The following is a 24,634-nucleotide window of genomic DNA, read 5'->3' as shown; positions in this document are numbered from 1 at the left end:
TCGCCTACCCGGAGCCAACAGTTCCGCACGACGCGGTGCGGACCCGGGTGAATGCTCCGCCCGGGTGGCCGGCCGCCCTGCCCGGTCCCGTCCCTGTCTCCGGTCCCTGTGCCTTCCCCTTCCCCGGTCCCGCCCCCGTCGCCGGTCCCGTCCGGTCCCCGGGCAGGCCGCTGCCCGGCGACCGGGTAGGGCGTCGCCGGGCAGCGGGCGGGGGGTCACCCCAGGGACGAACCGGAACGCGGCAGGGGTACCGCGTACAGGCACTGGTGCTGGTGGCCGTCCTCGGCGTCCAACCTGCTGGCCACGCCGTCGGTGTCGATCGCCACCTGGAAGTCTCCACTGTCGTCCGTGTAGACGGTCTGTCCGCCGACCGACCTCGGCGTCCAGTGCACCACGACCACGGTGGCCGCCCGATGGCAGCCGACCGGGCCGGGTAGGGAGACGGCATAGCGCTGGACGAGATCCACGATCCGACCTCCTCGGGGGGTGCGGTCCGGAGCGAGTCCCGGCCGCTTCCACAGGCGCATGCCCGGTTCGAGCCGGATCAACCCTCTTTGGCATGGCCATCTTCGTATACTCTTCAACAAAGAGTCACCGACCGGGTACGGATGGTCGCCGGTCCGGCAGGGCCGGCCGGTGCGGGCCGGGTCAGACGTCCCGGCGGTGCAGCAGCGCCGCGCCGAGCGCCGTGCCGCCCGCCGCCCAGAGCGCGAAGGCCAGCCAGGCGCCGCCCACCGAGGCCGGGTGCGGCGACGGTGCGAAGTGCGCCGGGTCCAGTTCGAGCAGTCGGTGCAGCGCGGTCAGCGGCATCAGGTGCGAGAGCGCCGCCGACCAGGCGTAGCGGTCGGAGCAGAGCGACGGCAGCAGGAAGAGCACCAGCACGGTCGCGGCCACCGCCCCCGCCGGGTGCCGCACCAGCGTGCCCAGGCCGAGGCCGGCCAGTGCGCAGACCGGTGCGAAGAGCGCCGCGGCCACGACGAACCGCAGTGCCCCGGGGTAGTCGAGCCCCACCGCGGCCCGGTGGCCGGACAGCACCGCCTGGGCCAGTCCGTACGACACCCCGGCGCAGCAGGCGCCGTAGCCGGACATCGCCGCCGCCAGCACGCAGGCCTTCGCCGCCAGCACCGACCGGCGGGCCGGCACGGCGGCGAGGGTGCCCCGGATCGACCCCGAGGCGAACTCGCCGGCCATCACCAGCGCCCCGATGCTGCCGGCGGTGATCATCACCAGGGTGATCGCCAGGGTGCCGAAGGAGTCGTCCAGGGCGACCTGCGCCACCGCCGACCGGGGCGCGCCGGGGGAGGAGTTGGCACAGGTGTAGGTCGCGGCCTTCAGGCTGACGGCGACGACCGCCAGCGCGCTCAGCGCCAGCAGTAGACAAGTCGAGCGCAGGGAGCGGAACTTCAGCCACTCCGCGGCCAGCAGGTCGCGGAACCGGGCAGGGTGGCCGGGGGTTGAGACGGGGGCTGGGACGGGGGCTGGGACGGCGGTCATCGGGGGCCTCCGGTGCGGTGCTCGGCGTGGTCGGCGGTCAGCTCCAGGAAGGCCTGTTCCAGGGAGGATTGATGGCTGGTCAGCTCGGTCAGCAGCAGCCGGTGTTCGATGGCGAGGGCGCCGATCGCCGCCGGTTCGAGGCCGGTCACGGCCAGGGCATCCGGGCCGTCCGCCGCCACCGTGGCACCCTCCCGCGCCAACAGGCCCGCCAGCCGCTCCGGTTCGGGCGTCCGCACGGTCACCGAGGAGCGGGTGCCGCGGGCCGCGAAGGCGGCGAGCGGTTCGCAGGCCACCAGCCGCCCGCGGCCGACCACCACCAGGTCGTCGGCGGTGTGCTCCATCTCGCTCATCAGGTGGCTGGAGACGAAGACCGTCCGCCCCTCGCCCGCCAGCCGCCGGAACAGCCCGCGCACCCAGTGCACGCCCTCCGGGTCCAGCCCGTTCAGCGGCTCGTCGAAGAGCAGCACCGGCGGGTCGCCGAGCAGCGCGGCCGCGATGCCGAGCCGCTGCTTCATGCCCAGCGAGTAGCCGCCGATCCGCCGGTCGGCCGCGCCCGCCAGCCCGACCTCGCCCAGCACCTGCTCCACCCGCTCGCGCGGCAGCCCGTTGCCCAGCGCCAGCGCCCGCAGGTGCGCCCGGCCGGTGCGGCCGCCGTGCACCTCGCCCGCGTCCAGCAGCGCGCCCACCCGGCGCAGCCCGCGCGGCTGCCCGCGGAACGGGCGGCCGCCGATCGTCGCGCTGCCGGCGGTCGGGGCGGCCAGGCCGAGCAGCAGCCGCAGGGTGGTGGACTTGCCGGCGCCGTTCGGCCCCAGGAAGCCGGTGACCCGGCCGGGCCGCACGGTGAAACTCAGGCGGTCAACGGCCGTGGCACGGCCGTAGCGCTTCGTCAGCTCATGGACTTCGATCATGCCCACCACAGTGCCCGCGGCGGCACCCGCAGGGCATCGGAGCAGGGCTGACACTTCGTCCGACCCCGGTTGTACACCCGCGGTCGGATGGCCGTTCGGATGCGACTGGCTAGGATCGCGGACATGACTCCGGCGCTGCCCCTGCTCAGACGCGTACCGCCCGCGGTGTGGACGGTGCGCCTGGTGCATCTCGGCGTTCTACCCGGCGGTCGCGGTCGGCGGCCGGCCATCCGGCGGCCACTGGGATCCGGGCACGCTCACCCTCGCCACGCTGCTCGTCCTCGCCGCCGCCGCCGCGCTCCGGCGGTGGCCGCTGCCGGCCCTCGGCCTGCTCACCCTGGCCTCGGTCGCGGTGGCCGGCGGCTGGCGCGCGCAGACCCAACTCCCGCCCTCCGCCCTGCTCGCGGTGGACGTGGCGCTCTGCCTGGTGACGGCCCGGCAGTCGCGCCGCACCTCGCGCGCCGCGCTCGGACTGGTGCTCGCCGTGCTGCTGCTCCACCTCGGCCTGGTCCGCGACAACGCCATCGGGCTGACCACCGAGACCTTCGACGGCGCGCCCGCGCCCGGCACCCTCTTCGCCCTCGGCCCCTACCAGGTGACCAGCGGCGCCCCGCACCTCGGCAGCTCCGACCAGGGCGTGCTGCTGGCGGTCATCGCCTGGCTGGTCGGCCGCTCGATCCGGCAGTCCGCCGAGCACGCCCGGGCGCTGGGCGAGCAGCTCGCCGCCCGCGCCGTGACCGCCGAACGGCTGCGGATCGCCCGGGAGATGCACGACACCGTCGCGCACAGCATCGGCGTCGTCGCCCTCCAGGCGGGCGCGGCGCGGATGGTGCTCGACACCCGGCCGGACCGGGCCCGCACCGCGCTGGCCGAAATCGAGACGGCGGGCCGGGAGACCCTGGCCGGGCTGCGCCGGATGCTCGGCGCCCTGCGCGCGGCCGACCGCGCCGACGGGACGGAGGCGGCGGCCGGGCTCGCCGACCTCGACCGGCTGGCCGCCGCGACCACCGCCGCCGGCGTCCGGGTGGAGGTGCACTGGGCGGGCGAGCCGCGCCCGCTGCCGCCGGACGTCGACCTGGCCGCCTTCCGGATCATCCAGGAGGCCGTCGCCAACGTGGTCCGGCACGCCGGCGCCCGCTCCTGCCGGGTCGCCGTCGACTGCGCCGACCCGGACCGGCTGGCCGTGGAGATCACCGACCGCGGCCGTGGCCGGGGCACCGGCCAGGGCGGCGGCTACGGCCTGATCGGCCTGCGCGAGCGGGTCGCGCTGCTGCAGGGCGAGTTCCAGGCCGGACCGCGCACCGGCGGCGGCTTCCGGGTCGCCGCCCGGCTCCCGCTGGCAGGCCGATGAGCACCCGGGTGCTGCTGGTCGACGACCAGCCGCTGGTCCGGGCCGCGCTGGAGATGGCGATCTCCGGCACCGAGGACGTCGAGGTGGCCGGGGAGGCCGGCAGCGGGGCCGAAGCGGTCCGGCTGGCCGCCGAGCTGCGCCCCGACGTGGTGGTGATGGACATCCGGATGCGCCCGCGCCCGGACGACCCGCAGGGCCCGGCCGTGCCGGACGGCATCGCGGCCACCCGGCTGATCACCGCCGCCCCGGACGCCCCGCGGGTGCTGGTGCTCACCACCTTCGACGAGGACGAGAACGTCTACGCCGCGCTGCGGGCCGGCGCCTCCGGGTTCCTGGTCAAGGACATGGCGCTGGCGGACATCCTGGCCGCGATCCGAGTGGTCGCGGCCGGCGAGGCGCTGCTCGCGCCGAGCGTCACCCGGCGGCTGATCGCCGAGTTCGCCGGCCGCCCCGAGCCGGCCGCCCGGCCCGCCCCGCAGACCGGGGCGATCAGCGGACTCACCGACCGGGAGCGGGAGTTGCTGGCCCTGATCGGCCAGGGCCGGTCCAACTCCGAGATCGCCGCCGACCTGGTGATCAGCATGGGCACGGTGAAGACCTACGTGACCAGGCTGCTCGCCAAGACCGGCGCCCGGGACCGGGTGCAGCTGGCCATCCTGGCCCACCGCTGCGGACTGGTCTCCCTCGACGGATGAACCGCCGTTCGCAGGCGTGTATAACTCCTGTCATGGCCGACAAGCCCGACAGGTCCGAGAAGCCCATGAGCGGGGCACAGGTGACGCTCAACGACGTGGCCAGGGTGGCGGGGGTGTCGCGGGCCACCGTCTCCCGGGTGGTGAACGGGAACTCCTCGGTCGCCGCCGAGCTGCGGCGCTCGGTGGAGAAGGCGATCGAGGCGACCGGCTACCTGCCCAACCTGGCCGCCCGCTCGCTGGTCACCCGGAGCAGCGGCTCGATCGCGCTGGCCGTCTCCGACATGGGCGCCGGGCAGATCTTCGCCGACCCGTTCTTCGGCCGGGTGGTGAACGGGGTGACCCAGACGGTCCGGCCGCGCGGAGTGCAGCTGGTGCTGGCGATCGTCGACGACGAGCCCTCCCGCCGCCAACTGCTCAACTACCTGCGCCAGGGCCACGTGGACGGCGTGGTGCTGGTCTCCACCCACACCGACGACCCGCTGCCGGCCGCGCTGGCCGAGGCCGGGGTGCCCGCGGTGCTCACCGGGCGGCCGGCCGATCCGCTGCCGATCAGCTTCGTCGAAGTCGACCAGCGGGCCGGGGTGTTCCTCGCCGTGGACCACCTGGTGGCCCGCGGGCGGCGCCGGATCACCACCGTCTCCGGGCCGTTGGACACCCCTGGCGGACGGGAGCGGCTGACCGCCTTCCGGGACCGGCTGGCCCACCACGGACTGGTCGAAGAAGGCTGGGCGGAAGGCGACTTCACCCAGGTCGGCGGGGCGGCGGCGATGCGCGAGCTGCTGACGGCGGCGCCGGAGGCGGACGCCGTCTTCGTCGCCTCGGACCTGATGGCGCTCGGCGCGGTGGGCGCGCTGCACCGGGCCGGGGTGCGGATACCCGGGCAGCTGGCGGTGGTCGGCTTCGACGACAGCGTGGCGGCCGTGACCTGCGACCCGCCGCTGAGCACGGTGCGCCAGCCGGTGGAGGCGATGGCCGCGCAGCTGGCCGAACTGCTGCTGGACCAGATCGCCGACCCCGGGCGGGTGCTGCAATCCCGGGTGTTCCAGCCCGAGTTGGTGGTGCGTGAAAGCAGCTGACGGGCCGCCGGCCAGTGGGCCGGCGGCCCGTCGGTTCTGCTTGGATGGTCCTCCTACGGGTCAGTAGCCGACGGCGACCTCGAGCCACTGCGGGTTGCCGTGCGAGATGAAGGAGGACTGGCCGGCCACGTCGTCGTACGGGAAGCCGTAGGCCAGGTTGTTGATCGCGTGGTCGTGCCAGAACTTGGCGTAGTAGTTGGCGGGGGCGGACCGGTAGTACTGGGTGGGGTCGGACCAGGTGGACTGCGGCAGGGTGGCCACGTGGCGGTTGAGTGCGGCGCACTCGCTCGGGTTGCTCGCCAGCGCCCCGGCGCAGCCGAAGATGTCCGAGGTGGCGGCCGAGACGCCGGCCGAGTTCGCGTACGCGGTGAAGTAGTTCGCGTTCACGCCGGCGGCCTGGAAGCTGGGGTCGCTGCCCGGCGCGATGATCCGGTTCGGCGCCTGGGTCTGGGCCAGCACCTTGAACTCCTGCGGCACGGCGTTGGTGAAGTCCTGGAAGAGCTGGGTGCGGCTCTCGTTGAAGACCGACTGGGTCTCACCGACCTGCACGTCGTAGCCGTCCTTGGCGTGCAGCCGCATCGCGATCGGCAGGCCGAAGGCGTCCACCCGGGTCGTGTTGCCGTTGAACACGCCGGTGCCGACGGTGAACTCGATGAAGTCGAAGAGCGGGCCGTTCGGGGCGCCGAGGTAGAAGTACATCCGCCCGGCCGAGTTGGCGGGCATGTCCAGATAGGGCTGGTCGGCGACGGAGTGGGTCTGGCCGTTGAAGCTCCAGTAGACCTGGCTGTCGGGGTAGGCGCCGTTGGTGCGGTTGAGGATCTTCACCTCGATGACGTTCTGGGCGGCGGGAATGGTGCTGGTGTCGCCCCAGAACGGGTCGGAACCGCCGCCGCCCGCCGGGCTGCCGTAGACCTGGAACTCCCAGAGCGAGTAGCCCCATTGGGTGGCGCGCTGGGTGCCGTACAGCCGCACGTAGCGGCCGGTGCCGGAGACGTTGAGGGTCTGGTTGCCACCGGTGCCGGTGGTGGTGGAGTAGAGGGTGGTCCAGGTGGAGCCGTCGGTGGAGGCCTGGATCTGGAAGGCGGTGGCGTAGGCGGTCTCCCAGTCGAGTTGCACCTGGGTGATGGAGTCGGTGCTGCCGAGGTCGATCTGCAGCCACTGGGGGTCGTTGAACTGGCTGGACCAGCGGGTGCCGGTGTTGCCGTCCACCGCCGCGGAGGCGGGGAAGGCGGCGCTCTCGGTGGAGGAGGCGGTGGCCGGCTTGCCCTGCGAGAGCAGGGTGTCGGCCGCGCGGGCCGGCTGCTGGCCGAGCACCAGCAGCAGGCTCGCGAGCAGGGCGGTGATCAGCACGGCGGCGAGGCCCGGGCTGCGGTGCGGGGTCGAGGTGGTGCGACGGGACCCGGTCATGGTGCGGCTCCTTGGGGCGCGCGAGGGTACGGGTGGGGGTCGCGCGGTGGAAGGCGCCCGCCGACCGGACCTGGCGGCCTGAGGGTAGGTCAGAGAGCGCTTTCTCGCAGGAAAGTTTCTAGGAGCCAATCGGGTTGATGTCAAGGCATGAAACCGTGGAGTTGTGGTGAGAGAGCGCTTTCTCGGCCGTTCCCGAAGTAGCGAAAAGGTCCGGACCGGGGTGGTCCCGGGTGTGGATCCGGTGCGCTCGTGGCGTAGCGTGTGTCACCTGCCGCGGCCCCGAGCAAGGTGGAACTCCGGGGCCGCGGCGTAGAACTGTCGGTCCGTCAGATCACGTTCTGACGGTCCGTCAGTGTGTGCTGATGCCGGGCAGCGTGGTGCCGGCGGGGGTGGACCAGCTGTCGATCGGCCACTCCTTCTCGAAGTTCAGGAACGGCAGGTCCTGCTCCGCGAGGGTGGTGCCGAGGATCGCCAGCCGGGCGAAGAGCGCGCCGTTGATGTCCAGGCCGCCGTAGAGGCCGACCGTGCCGTGGACCACCGGCGCGGCGCCGGTGCCGTCCAGCACCACCGAGCCCTTGAGCGAGGTGCGCAGGTAGGGCTCGATCGAGGCCTTGACGCCGAGCGCGTCGTAGAGCGAGACCGAGGCCTCGGCCTCCAGGCCGGTCCTGATCGAGCCGTCGCCGCTGAGGTCCAGCTTCAGCGGGGTCACGGTGGAGGTGCTGGGGTCGGTGCTGGTGGTCCAGCCCTTGCCCTGCGCGTAGTCCGAGTGGACGCCCCAACTGCCGTCGTAGCTCTGCTGGGCGTCCACGCTGACGGTGCCGTCGGCGCTGATGTCGGCGGTCAGCACCAGGTCCAGGTTGACCACCACGGGCAGCGCGCCGACCATCACCACCGGGCTGGCGCCGAGCGTGGCGATCGGGATCCTCAGCGGGGTGCCGGTGGCGGTCAGCCCGGCGGCCACGTGCCAGTCGGCGTGCGCGCCCAGCGTGAAGCCGACCCGGGCCTGCTGCGGCGCCAGCGCGCCCAGGCCGCCCTGGTAGGAGAAGTCGATGGTCGGGTTCAGCTCCACCGAGCCGTCCAGGGTGGCACTGGAGCCGTTCGGCAGCGGCACGGTGGCGTTCGCCGTCAGGCCCAGGCCGCCGGAGATCGAGCCGTTGCCGCTGGTGATGCCGGTGGCGTTGAGGCTGACCTGCAGCCCCTGGATCTGCGGCTGGATCGAGAAGGCGGCCGGGGCGACGGGCGCCTGGAGGCTGGCGTTGGTGTGGCCCAGCAGTTCGGGCAGCGTGGCGGGGCGGGTGGTGACCCTGGCCCCGTCGGGCGTGTGCTGGACGCCGGTGACCTTGACCAGCGCGCCGTGCGGGGCGCCGGCCGAGGGCGGGCTGTCGATCAGCTGGCCGGGGTGCAGCCCGGCGGCGGCCTTCGACGAGGCGGTGTCGTGCGCGGTGAGCACGGCCTGGCCGCTGTGAGCGTCGTAGGAGGAGAGCGCCAGGTCCGGGGCATCGGCCTTGGCGGCCGGGCCGGAGCCGGCGGGGGTGGCCACGGTGACGCCGGACGCAGTGGCGCCGGGCGCGGCCAGCGCGGTCCGCGCGGTGGTGGCGGGAGCGGCCTGCGGCGCGGCATCGGCGGCGTAGGCCGAGGGCAGGGCGCAGCCCCAGGCCGTGATCAGCGCCGAGGTGGCGAGGACGGGCAGGGTGAACCTTCGGACGGGCAGGGTGAACCTTCGGATGGACACGGGTCGCCTTCGGGGTCGGAAGGGTGCGGAGGGTGCGGAACGGCGGCCGTGCCGGGATCCACGACGCGGCCGCCGAGCCGCCTCACGTGCGGGAACCGCCGGCCGGCCCCGTCCGCCGGAACGTGCGCGGACAGGCCGCATCGGCACCCGCCGAGGGTGACGGCGGGCGCGCGATGGGGCGGGTGAAGGTGCGTGAAGCTGCCTGAGAACCGGTTACCGGACCGTAGGGTAGCGTGTTCGGCCGTGTTCGGAAAAGTGCCAAGTTCCCTCAGGCTGACCCTTTTTGATTCTTCATGTCTATGCAACTCTTGGTTCGCCACCGCGTCGGACGGTGCCACTCTGATGGGCCGCCGGATGTCGGGACGGGGCCGCCCGTTCGCCGGGCAGTGCGAGCGGCGGCCGGTCCGTTCCGCCTCCGACGGCCGCTGCACGTGCCCCCGGGAGCCGGTTCCCGACGGGCCCGACCAGCCGTCCGACCCCGTTCACCCACCCTCCTGGGAGCCGTGATGACAGCGCTTCGCCGCGCCCGCGTTCCGATACCCGCCCGGCTGGTCGCCCTCGCGGCCGCCGGTGCCACCGCCCTGCTCGGCCTGCCGGCCGCCGCGGTTGCCGCCGGTCCGGCCAACTCGCCCACGCTGCTTGCCCCGCAGAGCGGGTCACAGCTCTCCGCGTCCTGGACAGGTCCGTTGAGCACCCGGGGCCGCTACATCGTCGACGCCGACGGCAACCGGTTCAAGCTGAAGGCCGGCAACTGGTCCGGCGCACAAGGGACCTGGGAGGGCAGCGGTTCGACCACCGACCCGGCGGACAACCAGGCCGGGCAGGTCTCCAACGACATCCCGCTGGGCCTGGACCGCGCCCCGCTGGCCACCATCATGGCCGACCTGCACGGCCTTGGCCTGAACGCGATCCGGCTGCCGTTCGCCGACGCGCTGATCCACGACACCAGCACCGTGCCGGACTCCGCGGTGGCCGCCAACCCGCAGCTCAAGGGCGACACCCCGCTGCAGGTCTACGACGCCGTGGTGGCGGCGCTCACCGCCGACGGCTTCGCGGTGATCCTCAACAACCACACCACCAGCTACCGGTTCTGCTGCGGCCTGGACGGCAACGAGCGCTGGAACAGCGGGCAGAGCACCCAACAGTGGGAAGCCGACTGGCTGTTCATGGTGAACCGCTACAAGGCCAACAAGCGCGTGGTCGGTGCCGACCTGCGCAACGAGGTGCGCCGCGACACCTGGGACGACCCCAACTGGGGCATGGGCGACAGCCACGACGAGTACAGCGCGTTCGAGGAGGCGGGCAACCAGATCCTCCAGGCCGACCCGGACATGCTGGTCGTCATGGAGGGCATCAACTGGTACGGCATCCCGACCGCCGTCACCTCGCACGGCCGGCCGATGCTCACACCGGTGGCCACGCTCTCCAACACCCTGATCGACTCGGGCAAGCTGGTCTACTCGGCGCACTTCTACGCCTACACCGGCCCGGCCAACACCGGCGCGGGCAGCGGCCTGGGCGCCACCTCCGACCCGCGCTACGAGGACTTCACCCCGGACCAGTTGGCGCAGGTGGTCAACCAGGAGGCGCTGTTCGTCACCCAGTCCGGCCAGCACTTCACCGCGCCGGTCTGGGTGAGCGAGTTCGGCGCGGCCGGACGCGGTGAGAGCGACACCAAGGAGCAGGCCTGGTTCGACAACTTCACCGGCATCCTGGCCGCCAACGACACCGACTTCGCCATCTGGCCGCTGATCGGCTGGCTGGACGGCAACGGCAACCCGCAGGACAACTGGGCGATGGTCTCCTACAGTTCGGCCGGCCGGCGGTTGGGCGTCGAGGACGGCGGCGACTGGCGGGCGACCGACTGGAACAAGCTGGTCTCCGCGCCCTCGCTGACCGGCCCGGTCGCGCCGGTGAACCACTGGAACCTGCTCGACCTGGACCACACCGACCAGGACGTCTCCGCCGCCATGCTTGCCCAGCCCGACTGGTCCTACGGCAACCGCAAGGGCAACTGCCCCGACACCGAACGCCTGGTGGGCCTCGGCCGCAGCGACAGCCGGGGACTCTGCACGGACGCCGGCCAGCCCGCACCCTCGGGCGCGGCACCCACCGCGGTGACCGACGAGCGCTACGTCACCGAGGGCGACTGGGCCTCCGGCTACAACAAGCTGCAGTGCCCCGACAACACCTTCGCCACGGGTTACAGCGTCAACGGCAACGCGATGTCCGCCCTGCTCTGCACCCCGGCGGCGAAGGCCCTGCCGACGGGCGGCCACGACGTCTGGTTCGACCACGGCGACAACCGTCCGGCGACTGGCGGCTCCACCGCCAGCGACTGGGCACCGGGCTACTACAAGGGCCAGTGCGCCGACAACGAGTACCTGGCCGGCGTCGCCTACACCTGGAAGTGGCTCCACTACGGCGTGCCGGACGCGCTGCTCTGCCGTCCGCTGAACTGACGCGCGGACCGGGTAGGCCGTGGGGGTCTCCGGTCCCCACGGCCTACCCTGTCCCCGTGAACGCACTCCACATCGACCTGCGCGGCCACGACCTGGAAACCCTCGACGACTTCTGGGACGCGGTCACCACCCCCTGCGGCCTCCCCACCTGGTTCGGCCGCAACCTCGACGCCTGGTGGGACACCATCGACACCCGTGGCATCTCGGAGCTGATCGACCGCCACGACCAGCTGATCATCGAGGTCGACGCCCGCGGCCTCTTCGACGGCACGAACCCGGACGGCCACCGCCTGGCCGAGACCTTCGACGGGGAGACCAACCAGCTGCGGGTCCACCCGGCGTGAAGGGGAGACTGCCAGGTGCACGTCCCTGCTCGAGTGGGAGAGCGTCTTCACCGGCCGGAGCTTCGGGGTACTCGGCGATGACGATCTGCCCGAGATCGTCGCGGAGAGTGAGGACGGAGATGATCCGCTGGTTCTGGCGGTCTCCGCTGCTCTCCAGGAGGTGCTGGCCGCTGCTGATGGCGCCCGGCTCTCGGAGGTCGGGCGGTGGTGGGTCCGGGAGCGTGCGGAGGACGGTGAGGTCCTCGCGGCAGAGATCGCGGCCCGGATCATCGGCGACCTGGCCGAGCTGGGGCGGGGTCTTCGGCGTCGGCCTCGCCGCGGTCGGCGCAGGCCTGATGGTGTACGCCCGGCTCGACAGCCTCTGGATCGCCGTCCCGGTGATCGCCCTGATCGGCGTTTCCCTTGGGGCGATCAACTCCGCCCTCTCGCCGATCCTGCTGCGCGCCACCCCGCGCGAGTACCTTGGCCGGGCGATATCCACCTTCGCCCCCGTCCAGCAACTCGCCTCGCTGACCTCGGCGATCGGTGTGGGCTGGCTGGTCAGTACCGCTTGGCGGAACTTCCACCACCAGGTGGCGGGAGTCCGGTTCGGGCGGATCGACACCGTCTATCTGATCGGCGGATTCGCGATCCTGCTCAGCAGTGTGCTGGCCCTGGCCGTGCTGCGCAGAGCGGAGGCCGAGGCCCGGAGCGGGGAGGCCCGGGAAGCCGTCCCGGCACACCTCCTCGAGGCGGTGGTGCCGCAGGACCGCGCTGCGCAGCACGGGTCCGACGCCGCCACGGGATGACCCGGATCGCGCACCATGCGGCCAGTGCGGTCGCGCTCGACAGGATGACGAGTGCGACCCGGTCCGCCGAACGGAACGGAGCGGTGGCCGCGGTGAGGATGCCCGCGATCGTGGTGGCAGCCCCGAACAGCGCGGCGAACGCCAGTAGGGAGCCCAGCGCGAACCGGAGGGCGATCTCTACCCGGGTGGGCGGGACGGCCTGCGGGGACGCCTTCCGGGCCCTTCTGCCGATCGGGACCAATGGGGCCGCGATGGTGGGCATGAGCAGGATCGGAACGGTCTCGAACCAGAACCAGTAGCGGTGCATGAAGAGCCCGCCGGCGTCCCGCACGCGACCTGAACCAGGCCAGCACGCTCTCCACGAGCAGGCTCGCAACGCCTTCCACGGCGCCGGCGACGAGGGCGTCGGTGAGAGTTCCCATGTGCTCGGGCTCTGCGAGACTGGCCCGATGGACATCAGAACCGCCCGTGAGCCGGACGCCCCCGGCATCCTCGCGCTCGCCGGGCAGGTGGAGCACTGGTTCGGGCCGATGGTCGGGGAGCCCGGGTTCCACGAGGCGGTGGCCAAGCAGATCCGGCGGGGGACGGCGCTGGTCGGGGTCGAGGGGGACGGGGGAGTCGTCGGCGGGCTGCTGTTCGGGGTGAAGCCGCCGGTGTACCACGTGTACTGGCTGGTGGTCGCCGAGCGGATGCGCGGGCAGGGGGTCGGGCGGGCGTTGCTGGCGGAGGCGGAGCGGCGGTTCGTGTGCGGGGTGGGGCAGTTGGAGGTGGTCACGTTCGGGGCGGACCACCCGGGAGCCGTGGCCAGTGGTGCGCGGGTGTTCTACGAGCGGCTCGGGTTCAGCCCGGCCGAGGCCACCGGGCCCGGGCCGGAGGGCGGTTCACGGCAGGTCTTCCGCAAGGGCATCACCGGACGGGGAAGCGGTGCCGTCGGCTGAGGACGGCTCGACGGTCAGGTCGGAGGCCGCGACCAGCACCTCGCCGTTGCCGAGCCAGAGCAGCCAGTGGTCGAACTCGCCGTCCTCCGGGTCGCTGCGGTAGATCGGGAAGGTGACCAGCCGCAGGCCGTCGAAGTCGAAGACCGCCGCCAGCGAGGGCGGCTGGATGGTGACGGCGGTCAGCGGCCGGCCCTCCAGGCGGGACAGCGCCTGCTGCAGGCCCTGGTCCTCGGAGCCCGCGATGACCCGGTCGGCCGTCTCCAGGCGCCAGGCGGCCATCTGGATCCACAGGTGCCACCGGCCGTGGACGAACCCGCCGGTGTCGGGCGGCAGCGGCGGGCCGAACTCCATGGTGACGTAGCTGCCGTAGCCCTGCTCCACCCGCCAGGCGGGCTCGCCGAGCAGCGGGGCGATGAGCCGCTGGGCGCGGGCGAGGTCGACGCTCCTCGCCGTCACCCCGTCACCGCCCAGCGCGGCCCCGGGCCGGCGACCAGCAGCCGGTGCGAGGGCAGCCGCAGGGTCCAGTCCGGGAGTGCGTCCGGGGTGCGGTGGTAGAGCGGGAAGACGGTCAACTCCAGCTCGCCGAAGCGGATGTGCGCCTCCCAGCCGGGCGCGAGCAGCTCCACCGAGGTGATCTCCCGGCCGGTCAGTACGGCGAGGTCCGCCGCCAGCCGCCCCTCCCGGTCGCCGGAGGCGGCCAGCACGGCGCCCTGGCCGTCGCCCGCCGCGGCCGGCAGCCGGTCCAGGCGCCAGGCCACCGCGTTGACGCCGAGCCAGCGCAGGGCGGGCAGCCTGAGCCGGAGGCCGAAGGCACCGCCGCCCGTGGGTGGCACGTGCACCTCCGCCACCGGCGCGCCGACCAGGCCGGTCAGCAGGCGGCGGAGCCCGTCGATGTCCGTGCGCTCTTCCATTGCCCGGAGTATCGGGGACGGCGGGGCCTCCCGTACAACGGAATTCGGCGGGTGCCCCCGGTCAGGGCCCGTCCTCCCGGTCCGCCTCGTCCGCCGCGTCCTCCGCGTTTTCCTCGGCCATCCCGCTGGCCCGGGCGATCGCCTCCACCGTGTCGCGGTCGCTGCGGCGGCGGGCCTCGGCGCTGTCGATCTCGTCGCGGATCGCCCGCAGCCGCTCCGGGTCGCCGGCCACCTCGGGCGGGACCAGGCGCATCACCTGCTTCGCCGCGTCCCCGTCGCCCAGGTCGGCCACCACGTAGTCGGACCGGTCCTCGCCCTCGGGGTTCACGCCGCCCAGCAGCCCCAGCAGGACCAGCAGCTCCCGCCGCACCTCGGGGCCGAAGAGCTCGCGCTCGTGCGCGTCCATCCGCACCGAGATCCGCCCGCCGCCGGCCGCGAGGTAGCCGCGCAGCACCTCCATCAGCAACTCGTACTGGGGCCCGGGCATCCGGGCCTTCAGGGTCTCGACGTAGAGCGCGAAGCGCATCCCCGCCAACTCCTGCGGGTCGGGCTCCTCGTCGGCCGGCCCGTCCGCCGCGGGCTGGTTCTCCGCCACCTGGTCCTCCCAGCGCAGTCCCGGTGCTGCTCGATGGCTCGATGGTACGGCGCAAGCGTCCGCCCCGGGCCGAGGGCCGGCCCCGCCCCCGGGCGGAAAAAGATTTCCCGGAAAATCCTGCGCCACGATGTCGAGAACGCGCGCCCGGCTCCGTCCCCGGGGTGAGAGCGGCCAGAATGGGTCGCACCGCACCGAGGAGAGAGACCATGGCCAAGTACCTGCTGCTGAAGCACTACCGCGGCGCCCCGACCCCGGCCAACTGCGTGCCGATGAGCGAGTGGACCCCCGAGGAGGTCTCGGCGCACATCAAGTTCATGCAGGACTTCGCGGCCGAGCTGGAGAAGAGCGGCGAGTTCGTCGACGCCCAGGGGCTCGCGCCCGAGGGCACCTTCGTCCGGTACGACGGGGAGGGCCGGCCGCCGGTCACCGACGGGCCGTTCGCCGAGACCAAGGACCTGATCGCCGGCTGGATGGTGATCGACGTGGACGGCTACGACCGCGCCGTCCAGCTCGCCGGGGAGCTGTCGGCCGCCCCGGGCGCCGGCGGCGAGCCGATCCACGAGTGGATCGAGCTGCGCCCGTTCATGGCCGCGCCGCCCACCATCACGGACTGACCGGCAGCATGGACGAGGCCCTGGTCCGCAGCCTCACCCCGGGCGTGATCGGGGTCCTCGTCCGCCGCGGAGCCGACTTCGCGGCGGCCGAGGACGCCGTCCAGGACGCGCTGGTCGAAGCGCTCCGCAGCTGGCCCGGCGAGCCGCCGCGCGACCCCAAGGGCTGGCTGGTGACCGTCGCCTGGCGCCGGTTCCTCGACGCCACCCGCGCGGACGCCGCCCGGCGCCGGCGCGAGGACCAGGTGGAGGAGGAGCCGCCGCCGGGCCCGGCCCGCCCGGTGGACGACACGCTGCAGCTCTACTTCCTCTGCGCCCACCCGTCGTTGACACCCGCCTCGGCGGTGGCGCTGACCCTGCGCGCGGTCGGCGGCCTGACGACCCGTCAGATCGCCCAGGCCTACCTGGTGCCCGAGGCCACCATGGCCCAGCGGATCAGCCGCGCCAAGCGCACGGTCTCCGGCGCCCGGCTCGACCGGCCGGGGGACGTCGCCACCGTGCTCCGGGTGCTCTACCTGGTCTTCAACGAGGGCTACTCCGGCGAGGTCGACCTGGCCGCCGAGGCGATCCGGCTCACCCGCCAGCTCGCGGCCGCCATCGACCACCCCGAGGTGGCGGGCCTGCTCGCCCTGATGCTGCTGCACCACGCCCGGCGCGCCACGCGCACCGCGCCGGACGGCAGCCTGGTCCCGCTCGCCGAGCAGGACCGCCGCCGCTGGGACACCCGCATGATCGCCGAGGGCGTGGCCATCCTGCAGTCCGCCCTGGCCCGCGACCAGTTGGGCGAGTTCCAGGCCCAGGCCGCCATCGCCGCCCTGCACGCGGACGCGCCCACGGCGGAGGAGACCGACTGGGTGCAGATCGTCGAGTGGTACGACGAACTCCTCCAGCTGACCGGCAACCCGGTCGCCCGGCTCAACCGCGCCGTCGCCGTCGGCGAGGCCGACGGCCCCCGCGCGGGCCTGGCGGCGCTGGGGGAGCTGGACGACGCCCTGCCCCGGTACGCGGCGGTCGCGGCCCACCTGCACGAGCGCGCCGGCGACCCGGCCCGCGCGGCACGGCTCTACGCGGAGGCGGCGGAGAAGGCGCCGAACCTGGCGGAGCGGGACCACCTGACGAAGCAGGCGGCGCGCCTCAACACGCTGCTGCGGGAGGGGCGGAGCGGATAGCGACGCGCCTTGATCGGCACGGCCCGTGGTGACACCATGCTCGTTCTCGCTGAAAGGCACCGCCATGACACCCCCAGCCACCGCGTCCACCCGGACCGGTACCGCGATCCGGATGCCACGGTGAAGGCCGTCGTCCTCGCCGAACTCGTCAGCGCGCAGGCGGCCTGATGGACGAGGAGGAGAGCCTGCGCCGCTACGGGCTGCGCCCCCGGCGGGCCCGGCTCGGCGAGGTCCGGGCGCTGCTCCGCGAGCAGACGGAGCGCGAGCGCCGCGCCCAGGGCGAGGGCGACACCGAGCTGATGAAGCTCTGCTGCGTGCAACTGTTCAACAGCGGCGAGCCGGCGGACGTGCTGCTCATCTGGGCGGCGAAGCAGGCGAGCTTCGACGCCGCCTGCTCGATCGACGTCCAACTCCTGCTCGGGCAGGGCTTCGAGGCCACGACGGCCCAACTGGCCGCCCACCCCTCGCCGTTGGCGGCTGCGGCGCTGGCCCACCTGCAGGAGCTCGACGCCATGGGCGAGTTCGAGGGCTTTACGCCGGAGAAGCACTCCGCCGGGTACGACCGCTACTACGGCGAGGAGTGACCCGGCTGCTCCGACGGCACGTCGCGCATCCGCCGCAGCGGTGAGAAGAAGACCAGCCACCCCGCCGCCCAGAACCCCAGCACCGACACCCACATCGCCGGCCGCACCCCGAACCGCGCGCCGAGCAGGCCGCCGATCAGCGCGCCGATCGGCATGGTGCCCCAGACCACCCACCGCACGGCCGCGTTCATCCGGCCCATCAGCTCCGGCGGCGTCACCGACTGGCGGTAGCTGACCTGGGCGATGTTGTAGACCATCATCGCGAAGTAGCCGCTGCTCCAGCCCAGCGCCACCAGCAGCACGCCCCAGCCGGGCCAGGCCAGCGCCGTGACGGTCTGCGGGACGGTGAAGACCAGCGCCGACACCCAGATGATCCGGGCCGAGCCGACCCGCTTGGCCAGCCGGCCGGCCAGCATCCCGCCGGCGATGCCGCCGATCGCGCCGCCCGCCAGCACCAGCCCGGCGAAGGCGGGCCGCACCTGCAGCACCCGGATCAGGTAGACCATGGCCAGTGCCGCCGTCATGCTGCTGAACAGGTTGGCGGTGGCGGTGCAGGCCACGATCCGGCGCAGGATCGGGTGGCGGATCACGAAGCGCAGGCCCTCGGCGATCCGGCTGCGCAGCGTCTCGTCCGGCTGCCGGGCCGGCGGCGGTTCCTCGCGCTTGCGGATGGCCGCGATCGACAGGACCGAGGCCAGGTAGGAGAGCGCGTCGGCGGTCATCGCGCCCGCCGCGCCGACCATCGCGACCAGCCCGCCGCCCAGACTGGGGCCGCCGAGCTGGGAGAAGGCGCTGGTGGTGCCGAGCTTGCCGTTGGCGTCCATCAGCTGCTCGCTGTCGACCAGCACGGGCAGGTAGCTCTGGTAGGAGACGTCGAAGAAGACCGTGCAGACACCGGTGACCAATGCCACCGCGTACAGCTGGGCCATCGTCAGGACGCCCAGGGCGGCGGCCAGCGGGAGCGAGCCGATCAGCAGCAGGCGCAACAGGTCGCAGGCGATCATGACGGACCGTTTGTTGCGCCGGTCCACCAGCGCGCCGGCCGGCAGCGCGATCAGCGCGAAGGCCGCCGTGCCCGCCGCGGTCAGCAGGCCGACCTGGAAGGTGCTCGCCTTGAGCACCACCACCGCGAGCAGCGGCAGCGCGACCTGGGTGACGGCCGAGCCGAGTTCGCTGACGGCCTGTCCGCTCCACAGCAGCAGGAAGTCGCGCCGGCGCCAGAGGGAGGGCGGACCGGCCTCGGAACGGTCGGCTTCGGGCGGGTCCTGCGCTAATTCGATCACCGGGTGAACTTAGCAGCGTACCAACGACGGTGCACGATCGGTTCGACCGCGAGCACCGCCGCGGCCGCCGGCACGCCGACCAGCAGCGAGCCCGCGCCGCCGCCGTTGAGCACCGCGCCCAGACAGCCGGCCGCGATCACCAGCGGCCGCACCAAAGTCAGGGGCCCGAGCCCGATCACCACGGCCAGCGTGCCGGCCCGGAACGGCAGCAGCAGGTAGCCGGCCAGCGAGACCGCGACGGCCGCGGCGAAGCAGGCCAGCGGCAGCAGGTCGCCGCGGCCGCCCGCGGCCAGCGCGGCATAGGTCCGGTCCGGGTGGGCAGCGGTGGCCAGCAGCAGCACGGCGGTCAGGGTGGGCGCGAGCAGCAGCACGGCACCCACCGCCAGCCCGCGCAGCGCCGACCGGACGGCGGCCCGGGCCTTGCGGATGCCGGCGTCGGTGCCGGCGAAGGCACGGAAGCCGCTGAACGCCGCGTCGACCAGGCCGAGCGCGGCCAGCGGCAGCGCGGGCGTCACCGGGCGGCCGCCGCGAACTGCTCCGGGCCGAGCAGCCGGCGCGCGGCCCGGCCCAACTCGCGGCGCAGCGGCGCCTCCAGCTGCGGGCGCAGCCCCAGCACCGGCCGCAGCGTGGTGCAGAACGGGTTGGCGACCCGGCGGGGCTCGTAGAGCAGCGGCCGCATGCCGGAGGCCGCGGCGGCCCGCAGCAGCGTCTCGTCGCCGTGCGCCCGACGGGCCGAGGCCACGCCGTCGTGCCGGCCCAGCGGGTGGCGCATCCGGGCCCGATGGAAGACCCAGGCGCCGACCGGCGCCAGCCCGGTGGCCGCGATGTCGTAGTGGCAGAAGGCCAGCGCGGGGGAGTCGCCCTGGGCGCGGAAGAAGGCCGCCAGCGCCGGCTCGGGGAAGTGGTGCAGCACGCCGGTGGAGACGTACACCGTGGCGGCCTCCGGCAGCGCGAAGGCATCGCCGTGCACGAAGCGGCAGTCCAGCCGCTCCGCCCGGGCCAGCCGGTCGGCCTCGCCGACCAGCGCCGCGTCCAGGTCCACGCCGACCAGCTCGACCCGCGGGCCGAGCGCGCCGGTGGCCGCCAGCCGGCGGACCAGGTAGCCCAGGCCGCAGCCGACGTCCACCAGCCGGTACGGCCCGGCCGCGCCGGTGCTGCGGATCGCCGCGAAGAGCGGCCCGAGCAGTTGGACCAGCCGGTCGCCGATCCGCAACTCCTCGCTCAGCCGCTGCAGTTCGGTGTGGACACCGATCAGCAGCCGGTCCACGGCGGCCGGGTCGAGCACCCCGTCCGGGTCGGCGGGCAGGCCGGCGACGAGCCGTGCGGCCCGGACGTCGCCCGCGGCGCGCAGCCGCTCGACCACCTCGGCACGGGAGACCGGCAGCCGGCGGCCGGCCGGATCGACCGCCGTGATCAGGTCGGATATCTCGAGTCGGGACACGGAGCAGTACCTTACGGTGCCGCCACCCGCCGCACGCCAGGTACCGTGCTGCCCATGGGGACTGACGAGACGACCGGGACGACTGTGACCGCCGCGACGACCGAGGGTCTGCGCGCCGCCGACCGCCGGCTGCAGGCCGCACAACTCGCCGCCGACGCCGAGGGGCTGGAGCCGCTGCTGGACGACCGGCTGGTCTTCACCGGCCCGGACGGGAGCCAGTTCGGCAAGGGCGCCGACCTGGAGCTGCAGCGCAGCGGCCGGCAGCGCCTGACCCGGCTCGAGGAGGAGGAGCTGGCGGTGCTGGTCACCGGCGCGACCGGCGTCAGCTGGTTCCTCGGCACGGTGGCCGGCTCGCTGGACGGGCAGGAGTTCGCCGCCCGGGTGCGCTACACCCGCACCTGGGTGCACACGGCGGACCACGGCTGGCGGGTCATCGCCGCGCACTGCGGAGCGGTCTGACGGACAGTCAGGCTCGCTCGAAGAGGCTCAGCGGGATCGGCCCGCGGTGCAGCACGTGCGGCACGTCGCCCCAGGGCAGGGCGTGGTGGCCCGGCGGCAGGGTGCGCAGGCGCCGCAGCGCCCGGTCCGTGACCTGGGAGACGGCGCGCAGGCCGGCCGTGGTGAGCGGCAGGTAGTCGTCCGGCGTGCCCGGCTCCGCCGAGGCGGCACCGGGCTCGGTGCGCATCAGGCGGATGCAGCAGCGCGCCGGGTTGAGCCGCCCCGCGTCCAGCCTCCAGAGCGGGACGGGCGCCACCTCGCGGCCGGACTCGCGCAGCGCGTCGAAGAGCACGGTGGAGTCCACCGGGGAGAGGAAGACCACCTCCGACCAGGCGCAGTCCAGCGGGAACACCCGCTCCAGCAGCCGGTGTTCGCGGCCCCGGTACTTGCGGCCGTGCCGCTCGTGCAGGTCAGGCCAGCGCTCGCGCAGTCCGCTGAGCGGGTGCAGGGCATCCCCGCGCGGGTCGTGGACGGCGGTGTGGAAGAGGGTTCCCCGGACGGTGGGGAGGGAAGAAGAGGGCATGAAAAAAGCGTCACGACACTCGACTGCCAATCGACAGCGGTGCGGACGCCTCACTTGAAGTATACAGGACGGCGTCCGCCCGGGTCGAATCACGCAGGTGACGGTCAGTCGGACTGACGTATCCCGCGCGTCGATCACCGGCGAAGACCACCGCGGACCAGGGCGGCTCCGCTCAGCCCCGGCGCTCCCGGGTGCCGTGCCCGGCGAGCGGCCGGCCCGACTCGCCGTCCCGGCTGCCCGACTCGCCGTCCCGCCTGCCCGGCTGCTCCGGCACGCGCTCCTCGTCGCCCGGCTGCCCCCGGCCGCGCCGCCGCCGGCGCCAGAACAGCACCGACCCGGCGACCAGCACCGCCGCGCCCGCGGCGACCGCGCCCCAGGTGCCGACCGTGTGCAGCAGATTGGTGGCGGAGGCGCCGAGGAAGTAGCCGGCCGCGATGTTGAGCGTGCCCCAGGTGACCGAGGCGGCCGCGCTGTAGCCGAGGAAGGGTCGGTAGGGCATCCGCGCCGCGCCCGCCGTGAACGGCACGAAGGAGCGCACGAAGCCGATGAACCGCCCGGTGAAGACCGCCGGCCCGCCGCGCCGGCGCAGGTAGGAGGCGGCACGGTCGACCCGGCCGCCGGGCTTGATCCGGTGCCGCTCGCGCGGGCGGTCGATCCGCTTGCCGAGCAGCCGCCCGAGCCAGTACCCGGTGCTGTCGCCCACGATGCCGCCGACGATCACGGCCAGCGCGAGCAGGAACGGGTTGAGCAGGCCCCGGCTGCTGAGCGCCGCCGCGAAGAGCACCACCGTCTCGCTCGGGAGCACCACGCCGATGAACGCACTGGTCTCGCCGGCCGTCAGGCCGAAGACCAGCGCGTACGACCAGAAGCCGGCTGCCGCCACCAGAGCGGTGAGGTTCACGGCGGGCCCCCAGGGAGGTTCGGAGGTGGTGTCGGGCGTGGCACCCCGAGACGGGACAACACGCAAACCGGGTGATTGATTCCGCAGGCCGCCCGCTTGACGCTCGGGAGTAGTATGTCATCGACTGATGTCATCATATGAAGACATCGCACGGTGACAGATTGCCCGACCAGGAGGGGACACCCATGGCGACCGCCCTGCCCGAACCCGGAACCACCCTGCGCGAGCGGGCGCTGGTGCCGGTCCTTGTCTTCCTCGGCACGGTGGTGGCCGTGATCAGCAGCCTCGGCGCGCCGCTGATCCCGACCATCGCCACCGTCGACCACGTCTCGCTCTCCGACGCCCAGTGGTCGCTCACCATCACCATGCTGGTCGGCGCCGTCGCCACGCCCGTGATGGGTCGGCTGGGCGACGGGCCACGACGGCGGCCGGTGGTGATCGGCGCGGCCGCCGTGGTGGTGGCCGGCAGCGTGCTGGCCGCGCTGCCGCTCGGCTTCGGGTTCCTGGTCGCCGGGCGCGGGCTGCAGGGCGTCGGGCTGGGTCTGACCCCGCTGGCCATCGCCACCGCCCGGGACGGCGTGCCCGAGGAGCGCTCCCGCTCCGCCGTCGCGCTGCTCTCCATCACCACCGTGGCCGGCGTCGGCCTCGGCTACCCGCTCACCGGGCTGATCGCCCAGTCCTTCGGCATCCACGCCGGCTTCTGGTTCGGCGCCGTGATCAGCGCGATCGGCCTGCTGGCGGCGATCCTGGTGCTGCCCGGCACCGCGCACCGCGAGGCCCGCCCGCTGGACGGGCTCGGCGCCGTGCTGCTCGGCCTCTCGGTGGCCGGCCTGCTGCTGGTGCTCACCGAGGGCGAGTCCTGGGGCTGGGCCTCGCCGCGGCTGCTCGGCCTGGCCGTGCTCGCCGTGCTGCTGCTGGCCTGGTGGGTCCGGCACGAGCTGCGCACCGCGCACCCGCTGGTCGACCTGCGCACCCTGCGCAACCGGGTGGTGCTCACCGCCGACCTGACCGGCCTGGTGGCCGGGGTCGCGATGTACCTGCTGATGTCGATGGTCACCCGCTACGTGCAGACCCCGACCGCCGCGGGCTACGGCTTCGGCGCCACCGTGGTGGTGGCCGGCCTGACCCTGCTGCCGTTCTCGGTCTTCAGCGTGCTCTCCAGCAAGGTGGTCCCGGTGATCGCCCGGCGGTTCTCCACCGCCGCCGTGCTGCCGCTGGGCTGCGCCGTCTCGCTGGTCTCGATGCTGGTCTTCCTGTTCGCCCGGGACCACCTCTGGCAGGTGCTGGTGGTGATGGCGATCGCCGGCCTCGGCGTGGGCTGCACCTTCGCGGTGATGCCCGGACTGATCGTCGGCTCGGTGCCGGCCCGGGAGATCGGCAGCGCCGTCAGCTTCAACCAGGTGCTGCGCTACGTCGGCTACTCCACCGGCAGCGCGCTCTGCGGCGCGGTGCTGCAGGCCCACACCGCCGCCGGGCACCGGCTGCCGAGCGAGGACGGCTACCGCGCCGCGCTGCTGATCGGGTGTGTCGTCTGGGTGCTCATCGGGGTGGCTACCATCGTCCTGCCGAGGCGCGCCGCCGCGGTGGCCCGGTCCGCCCGGGCGGAGGTGGACGAGCAGCTGATGGTGGAGGAGAGCATGGCGGACATCGCACCCGGCGAGGACGAGGTCCCGCTGCGGGTGACGCGTTGACCGACCACGACGAGGTCCGGCCGCCGCGCCGGCGGGACGCCGCGCGCAGCCGCGAACTGCTGGTGCAGGCCGCCATGGAGCTGTTCGCCGACCGCGGCTACGAGCGCACCACCACCCGGGAGATCGGCGAGCGGGCCGGGGTCGACCCGGCGCTGATCGCCCGCTACTTCGGCGGCAAGCTGCAGCTCTACCTGGCCGCCGTCCGGGCCGAGCAGGGCGACCAGCCGCCCGCCGACCTGCTGGACCGGGACCGGCTGCACTGGCTGCTCGCCCGCTTCGACCAGCGCGGCGGCGGCCCGTCCTTCCCGGCGGCCGTGCTGCCCGGCGACAACGCCGAGGTGCAGCGGGCCGCCCGGGAGCACCTGCGGCACCGGATGGTCGACCCGCTGCGCGAGCGGTTCACCGCCGAGGGCGTGCCGCAGGCGCAGCTGCGCGCCGAGGTGGCGGCGGCCGCGCTGGCGGGGGTGCTGATGGCCCGGACCAGCGGGGCGTTCGAGGAGCTCACCCGGGCCGACCTGGCCGAACTGGAGCCGCTGCTGCACGCCTTCCTCGGTGCGCTGCGGCCCTAGCTAGACCAGCCGTTTGGCCCGGGAGCGCAGGGTGATGGCGTGGGCGATCTCCACCACGCCGATCAGCACCAGCCAGATCCCGGCCATCACGGCCAGCGCGAAGATCGAGCTGAACGGGTCGACCAGCAGGATCGTCCCGGCGAGGGCCGTGACGATGCCGAGGAAGACCTGCCAGCCGCGTCCGGGCGCGCTGCTCGGTTGGTCCAGCGCGGCGACCGTGCCGGTCACCCCGCGGAAGAGCAGGCCGATGCCGATCCAGAGCGAGAGCAGCAGTACCGACTGGTAGGCGCCGCGGAAGCAGAGCAGGCCCAGCAGCAGCGAGAGCGCGCCGCTGATGAAGCCGAGCACCCGCAGGCCGGTGCTGACGTGCACGGTGGAGGCCAGCACGATCTGCAGGATCCCGCTGATCACCAGGTAGACGCCGAACAGCACGCCGATCACCTCGAGGGTGCGGTCCGGCCAGGCCAGCACCACCACGCCGAGCGCCACGGCCAGCAGGCCGAGCACCAGCGCGGTGTGCCAGCCGAACTTGGCGAGCGCGGCCAGCGGAGTCGGCGGGTAGTCATCCGATGGGTATGTCATGGGGCCCACGATCGGCGCCCCGCCACCGGCCCGCACCCGAACACGTCCGAGCGGGTGACGGGCGACGGGGCGCTCGGGGGC

28 protein-coding genes are annotated in these 24,634 nt (G+C 73.7%); 14 read left to right on the top strand and 14 right to left on the bottom strand.

Annotation, left to right across the window (positions count from 1 at the left end; translation table 11 throughout):
* Nucleotides 1-215: 215 nt before the first annotated feature.
* From ACFYNO_RS11810 to ACFYNO_RS11800, 3 genes are all read right to left on the bottom strand, one after another.
* Nucleotides 216-467 carry a DUF6296 family protein gene (locus tag ACFYNO_RS11810; RefSeq protein ID WP_388009344.1) on the bottom strand — a complete coding sequence of 84 codons (252 nt, stop codon included), beginning with the start codon at nt 465-467 and terminating at the stop codon, nt 216-218.
* 181 nt (nt 468-648) lie between these two features.
* Nucleotides 649-1,494, bottom strand: a complete 846-nt coding sequence (locus tag ACFYNO_RS11805) for an ABC transporter permease subunit (RefSeq protein ID WP_388009341.1) — start codon at nt 1,492-1,494, stop codon at nt 649-651.
* The gene (locus ACFYNO_RS11800; RefSeq protein ID WP_388009338.1) at nt 1,491-2,402 is read right to left on the bottom strand and encodes an ABC transporter ATP-binding protein; all 912 of its coding nucleotides are present in this window, start codon (nt 2,400-2,402) and stop codon (nt 1,491-1,493) included. The genes ACFYNO_RS11805 and ACFYNO_RS11800 overlap by 4 nt, the downstream gene beginning before the upstream one ends.
* Before the next feature lie 352 nt (nt 2,403-2,754).
* On the opposite strand from ACFYNO_RS11800, the gene ACFYNO_RS11795 reads away from it, so the two are divergent.
* Genes ACFYNO_RS11795 through ACFYNO_RS11785 form a run of 3 tightly spaced genes read left to right on the top strand, consistent with a single transcriptional unit; the run spans nt 2,755 to nt 5,524 of the window.
* Entirely contained in the window at nt 2,755-3,753 is a 999-nt protein-coding gene (locus ACFYNO_RS11795; RefSeq protein WP_388009335.1) for a sensor histidine kinase, read from the top strand.
* Entirely contained in the window at nt 3,750-4,448 is a 699-nt protein-coding gene (locus tag ACFYNO_RS11790; RefSeq protein ID WP_388009332.1) for a response regulator, read from the top strand. The genes ACFYNO_RS11795 and ACFYNO_RS11790 overlap by 4 nt, the downstream gene beginning before the upstream one ends.
* Before the next feature lie 32 nt (nt 4,449-4,480).
* Complete coding sequence (locus ACFYNO_RS11785; protein ID WP_388009329.1) at nt 4,481-5,524, top strand: LacI family DNA-binding transcriptional regulator; 1,044 nt, start codon at nt 4,481-4,483, stop codon at nt 5,522-5,524.
* 60 nt (nt 5,525-5,584) lie between these two features.
* Here ACFYNO_RS11785 and ACFYNO_RS11780 read toward each other — a convergent pair whose 3' ends face one another.
* Complete coding sequence (locus tag ACFYNO_RS11780; RefSeq protein ID WP_388009326.1) at nt 5,585-6,931, bottom strand: beta-1,3-glucanase family protein; 1,347 nt, start codon at nt 6,929-6,931, stop codon at nt 5,585-5,587.
* Nucleotides 6,932-7,280: 349 nt separating this feature from the next.
* On the bottom strand, nt 7,281-8,663 hold the full coding sequence (locus ACFYNO_RS11775; RefSeq protein ID WP_388009323.1) for a hypothetical protein: 1,383 nt from the start codon (nt 8,661-8,663) through the stop codon (nt 7,281-7,283).
* Between the two features lie 506 nt (nt 8,664-9,169).
* Here ACFYNO_RS11775 and ACFYNO_RS11770 point away from each other — a divergent pair.
* The 4 genes from ACFYNO_RS11770 (at nt 9,170) to ACFYNO_RS11755 (ending at nt 13,195) form a co-directional block, all read left to right on the top strand.
* Nucleotides 9,170-11,125 carry a glycoside hydrolase family 5 protein gene (locus tag ACFYNO_RS11770; RefSeq protein ID WP_388009320.1) on the top strand — a complete coding sequence of 652 codons (1,956 nt, stop codon included), beginning with the start codon at nt 9,170-9,172 and terminating at the stop codon, nt 11,123-11,125.
* A gap of 56 nt (nt 11,126-11,181) precedes the next feature.
* Nucleotides 11,182-11,469: a barstar family protein gene (locus ACFYNO_RS11765; protein ID WP_388009317.1), complete on the top strand. Its 288-nt coding sequence runs from the start codon at nt 11,182-11,184 to the stop codon at nt 11,467-11,469.
* A 335-nt stretch (nt 11,470-11,804) separates the two neighbouring features.
* Nucleotides 11,805-12,257, top strand: a complete 453-nt coding sequence (locus tag ACFYNO_RS11760) for a hypothetical protein (RefSeq protein WP_388009314.1) — start codon at nt 11,805-11,807, stop codon at nt 12,255-12,257.
* A 449-nt stretch (nt 12,258-12,706) separates the two neighbouring features.
* Nucleotides 12,707-13,195 (top strand): GNAT family N-acetyltransferase, encoded by a 489-nt coding sequence (locus ACFYNO_RS11755; RefSeq protein ID WP_388009311.1) that lies wholly within the window; start codon nt 12,707-12,709, stop codon nt 13,193-13,195.
* Here ACFYNO_RS11755 and ACFYNO_RS11750 read toward each other — a convergent pair.
* The 3 genes from ACFYNO_RS11750 to ACFYNO_RS11740 form a co-directional block, all read right to left on the bottom strand.
* Nucleotides 13,139-13,651 carry a hypothetical protein gene (locus ACFYNO_RS11750; RefSeq protein WP_388009308.1) on the bottom strand — a complete coding sequence of 171 codons (513 nt, stop codon included), beginning with the start codon at nt 13,649-13,651 and terminating at the stop codon, nt 13,139-13,141. The genes ACFYNO_RS11755 and ACFYNO_RS11750 overlap by 57 nt on opposite strands.
* Complete coding sequence (locus ACFYNO_RS11745) at nt 13,648-14,106, bottom strand: hypothetical protein (RefSeq protein ID WP_388009305.1); 459 nt, start codon at nt 14,104-14,106, stop codon at nt 13,648-13,650. The genes ACFYNO_RS11750 and ACFYNO_RS11745 overlap by 4 nt, the downstream gene beginning before the upstream one ends.
* Nucleotides 14,107-14,167: 61 nt before the next feature.
* Nucleotides 14,168-14,701, bottom strand: a complete 534-nt coding sequence (locus ACFYNO_RS11740; protein WP_388009302.1) for a hypothetical protein — start codon at nt 14,699-14,701, stop codon at nt 14,168-14,170.
* A gap of 206 nt (nt 14,702-14,907) precedes the next feature.
* Between ACFYNO_RS11740 and ACFYNO_RS11735 the strand changes: the two genes are divergently transcribed.
* The 4 genes from ACFYNO_RS11735 to ACFYNO_RS11720 are packed head-to-tail and all read left to right on the top strand — an operon-like array spanning nt 14,908 to nt 17,065.
* Complete coding sequence (locus ACFYNO_RS11735) at nt 14,908-15,315, top strand: YciI family protein (RefSeq protein ID WP_388009299.1); 408 nt, start codon at nt 14,908-14,910, stop codon at nt 15,313-15,315.
* Between the two features lie 8 nt (nt 15,316-15,323).
* Nucleotides 15,324-16,481 carry an RNA polymerase sigma factor gene (locus tag ACFYNO_RS11730; protein WP_388009296.1) on the top strand — a complete coding sequence of 386 codons (1,158 nt, stop codon included), beginning with the start codon at nt 15,324-15,326 and terminating at the stop codon, nt 16,479-16,481.
* Nucleotides 16,482-16,517: 36 nt separating this feature from the next.
* Complete coding sequence (locus ACFYNO_RS11725) at nt 16,518-16,649, top strand: hypothetical protein (RefSeq protein ID WP_388009293.1); 132 nt, start codon at nt 16,518-16,520, stop codon at nt 16,647-16,649.
* Nucleotides 16,649-17,065, top strand: a complete 417-nt coding sequence (locus ACFYNO_RS11720; RefSeq protein WP_388009290.1) for a hypothetical protein — start codon at nt 16,649-16,651, stop codon at nt 17,063-17,065. The genes ACFYNO_RS11725 and ACFYNO_RS11720 overlap by 1 nt, the downstream gene beginning before the upstream one ends.
* On the opposite strand, the gene ACFYNO_RS11715 is transcribed toward ACFYNO_RS11720, so the two are convergent.
* The 3 genes from ACFYNO_RS11715 to ACFYNO_RS11705 are packed head-to-tail and all read right to left on the bottom strand — an operon-like array spanning nt 17,050 to nt 19,789.
* Nucleotides 17,050-18,348, bottom strand: coding sequence for an MFS transporter (locus tag ACFYNO_RS11715; protein WP_388009287.1), 1,299 nt, complete (start codon nt 18,346-18,348; stop codon nt 17,050-17,052). The two genes, ACFYNO_RS11720 and ACFYNO_RS11715, sit on opposite strands and share 16 nt — an antisense overlap.
* Nucleotides 18,345-18,863, bottom strand: coding sequence for a hypothetical protein (locus ACFYNO_RS11710; RefSeq protein WP_388009284.1), 519 nt, complete (start codon nt 18,861-18,863; stop codon nt 18,345-18,347). Before ACFYNO_RS11710 ends, ACFYNO_RS11715 begins: the two co-directional genes overlap by 4 nt.
* Nucleotides 18,860-19,789 carry a class I SAM-dependent methyltransferase gene (locus tag ACFYNO_RS11705; RefSeq protein ID WP_388009281.1) on the bottom strand — a complete coding sequence of 310 codons (930 nt, stop codon included), beginning with the start codon at nt 19,787-19,789 and terminating at the stop codon, nt 18,860-18,862. The genes ACFYNO_RS11710 and ACFYNO_RS11705 overlap by 4 nt, the downstream gene beginning before the upstream one ends.
* Nucleotides 19,790-19,843: 54 nt before the next feature.
* Between ACFYNO_RS11705 and ACFYNO_RS11700 the strand changes: the two genes are divergently transcribed.
* Complete coding sequence (locus ACFYNO_RS11700; RefSeq protein WP_388009278.1) at nt 19,844-20,248, top strand: nuclear transport factor 2 family protein; 405 nt, start codon at nt 19,844-19,846, stop codon at nt 20,246-20,248.
* A 7-nt stretch (nt 20,249-20,255) separates the two neighbouring features.
* Here the strand turns inward: ACFYNO_RS11700 and ACFYNO_RS11695 are convergent, their stop codons facing one another.
* Both ACFYNO_RS11695 and ACFYNO_RS11690 read right to left on the bottom strand, forming a co-directional pair.
* Nucleotides 20,256-20,810 (bottom strand): hypothetical protein, encoded by a 555-nt coding sequence (locus ACFYNO_RS11695; protein ID WP_388009274.1) that lies wholly within the window; start codon nt 20,808-20,810, stop codon nt 20,256-20,258.
* A 172-nt stretch (nt 20,811-20,982) separates the two neighbouring features.
* A complete protein-coding gene (locus ACFYNO_RS11690; protein ID WP_388009271.1) occupies nt 20,983-21,711 on the bottom strand; it encodes a DedA family protein in 729 nt (242 codons plus the stop codon).
* Between the two features lie 185 nt (nt 21,712-21,896).
* Here ACFYNO_RS11690 and ACFYNO_RS11685 point away from each other — a divergent pair, with 185 nt between their 5' ends.
* Together ACFYNO_RS11685 and ACFYNO_RS11680 are read left to right on the top strand one after the other, a co-directional pair.
* A complete protein-coding gene (locus tag ACFYNO_RS11685; RefSeq protein WP_388009268.1) occupies nt 21,897-23,402 on the top strand; it encodes an MFS transporter in 1,506 nt (501 codons plus the stop codon).
* Nucleotides 23,399-23,971, top strand: coding sequence for a helix-turn-helix domain-containing protein (locus ACFYNO_RS11680; protein ID WP_388009265.1), 573 nt, complete (start codon nt 23,399-23,401; stop codon nt 23,969-23,971). The genes ACFYNO_RS11685 and ACFYNO_RS11680 overlap by 4 nt, the downstream gene beginning before the upstream one ends.
* Here ACFYNO_RS11680 and ACFYNO_RS11675 read toward each other — a convergent pair whose 3' ends face one another.
* Nucleotides 23,972-24,553 carry an HdeD family acid-resistance protein gene (locus ACFYNO_RS11675; RefSeq protein ID WP_388009262.1) on the bottom strand — a complete coding sequence of 194 codons (582 nt, stop codon included), beginning with the start codon at nt 24,551-24,553 and terminating at the stop codon, nt 23,972-23,974. It abuts the gene before it with no gap.
* Nucleotides 24,554-24,634 lie beyond the last annotated feature (81 nt).

Source organism: Kitasatospora sp. NPDC006697, from assembly GCF_042869935.1.
GTDB lineage: Bacteria > Actinomycetota > Actinomycetes > Streptomycetales > Streptomycetaceae > Kitasatospora.
The sequence above is the reverse complement of the archived record's forward strand: the minus strand, read 5'-3'. Positions and strand labels throughout refer to the sequence as shown.

What these genes read in the sequence shown, in the direction of transcription:
- ACFYNO_RS11805 (WP_388009341.1), bottom strand. Translation starts at nt 1,494, where the DNA reads ATGACCGCCGTCCCAGCCCCCGTCCCAGCCCCCGTCTCAACCCCCGGC.
- ACFYNO_RS11800 (WP_388009338.1), bottom strand. Translation starts at nt 2,402, where the DNA reads ATGATCGAAGTCCATGAGCTGACGAAGCGCTACGGCCGTGCCACGGCC.
- ACFYNO_RS11790 (WP_388009332.1), top strand. Translation starts at nt 3,750, where the DNA reads ATGAGCACCCGGGTGCTGCTGGTCGACGACCAGCCGCTGGTCCGGGCC.
- ACFYNO_RS11785 (WP_388009329.1), top strand. Translation starts at nt 4,481, where the DNA reads ATGGCCGACAAGCCCGACAGGTCCGAGAAGCCCATGAGCGGGGCACAG.
- ACFYNO_RS11780 (WP_388009326.1), bottom strand. Translation starts at nt 6,931, where the DNA reads ATGACCGGGTCCCGTCGCACCACCTCGACCCCGCACCGCAGCCCGGGC.
- ACFYNO_RS11770 (WP_388009320.1), top strand. Translation starts at nt 9,170, where the DNA reads ATGACAGCGCTTCGCCGCGCCCGCGTTCCGATACCCGCCCGGCTGGTC.
- ACFYNO_RS11760 (WP_388009314.1), top strand. Translation starts at nt 11,805, where the DNA reads ATGGTGTACGCCCGGCTCGACAGCCTCTGGATCGCCGTCCCGGTGATC.
- ACFYNO_RS11755 (WP_388009311.1), top strand. Translation starts at nt 12,707, where the DNA reads ATGGACATCAGAACCGCCCGTGAGCCGGACGCCCCCGGCATCCTCGCG.
- ACFYNO_RS11745 (WP_388009305.1), bottom strand. Translation starts at nt 14,106, where the DNA reads ATGGAAGAGCGCACGGACATCGACGGGCTCCGCCGCCTGCTGACCGGC.
- ACFYNO_RS11735 (WP_388009299.1), top strand. Translation starts at nt 14,908, where the DNA reads ATGGCCAAGTACCTGCTGCTGAAGCACTACCGCGGCGCCCCGACCCCG.
- ACFYNO_RS11730 (WP_388009296.1), top strand. Translation starts at nt 15,324, where the DNA reads ATGGACGAGGCCCTGGTCCGCAGCCTCACCCCGGGCGTGATCGGGGTC.
- ACFYNO_RS11725 (WP_388009293.1), top strand. Translation starts at nt 16,518, where the DNA reads ATGCTCGTTCTCGCTGAAAGGCACCGCCATGACACCCCCAGCCACCGC.
- ACFYNO_RS11720 (WP_388009290.1), top strand. Translation starts at nt 16,649, where the DNA reads ATGGACGAGGAGGAGAGCCTGCGCCGCTACGGGCTGCGCCCCCGGCGG.
- ACFYNO_RS11700 (WP_388009278.1), top strand. Translation starts at nt 19,844, where the DNA reads ATGGGGACTGACGAGACGACCGGGACGACTGTGACCGCCGCGACGACC.
- ACFYNO_RS11695 (WP_388009274.1), bottom strand. Translation starts at nt 20,810, where the DNA reads ATGCCCTCTTCTTCCCTCCCCACCGTCCGGGGAACCCTCTTCCACACC.
- ACFYNO_RS11685 (WP_388009268.1), top strand. Translation starts at nt 21,897, where the DNA reads ATGGCGACCGCCCTGCCCGAACCCGGAACCACCCTGCGCGAGCGGGCG.
- ACFYNO_RS11675 (WP_388009262.1), bottom strand. Translation starts at nt 24,553, where the DNA reads ATGACATACCCATCGGATGACTACCCGCCGACTCCGCTGGCCGCGCTC.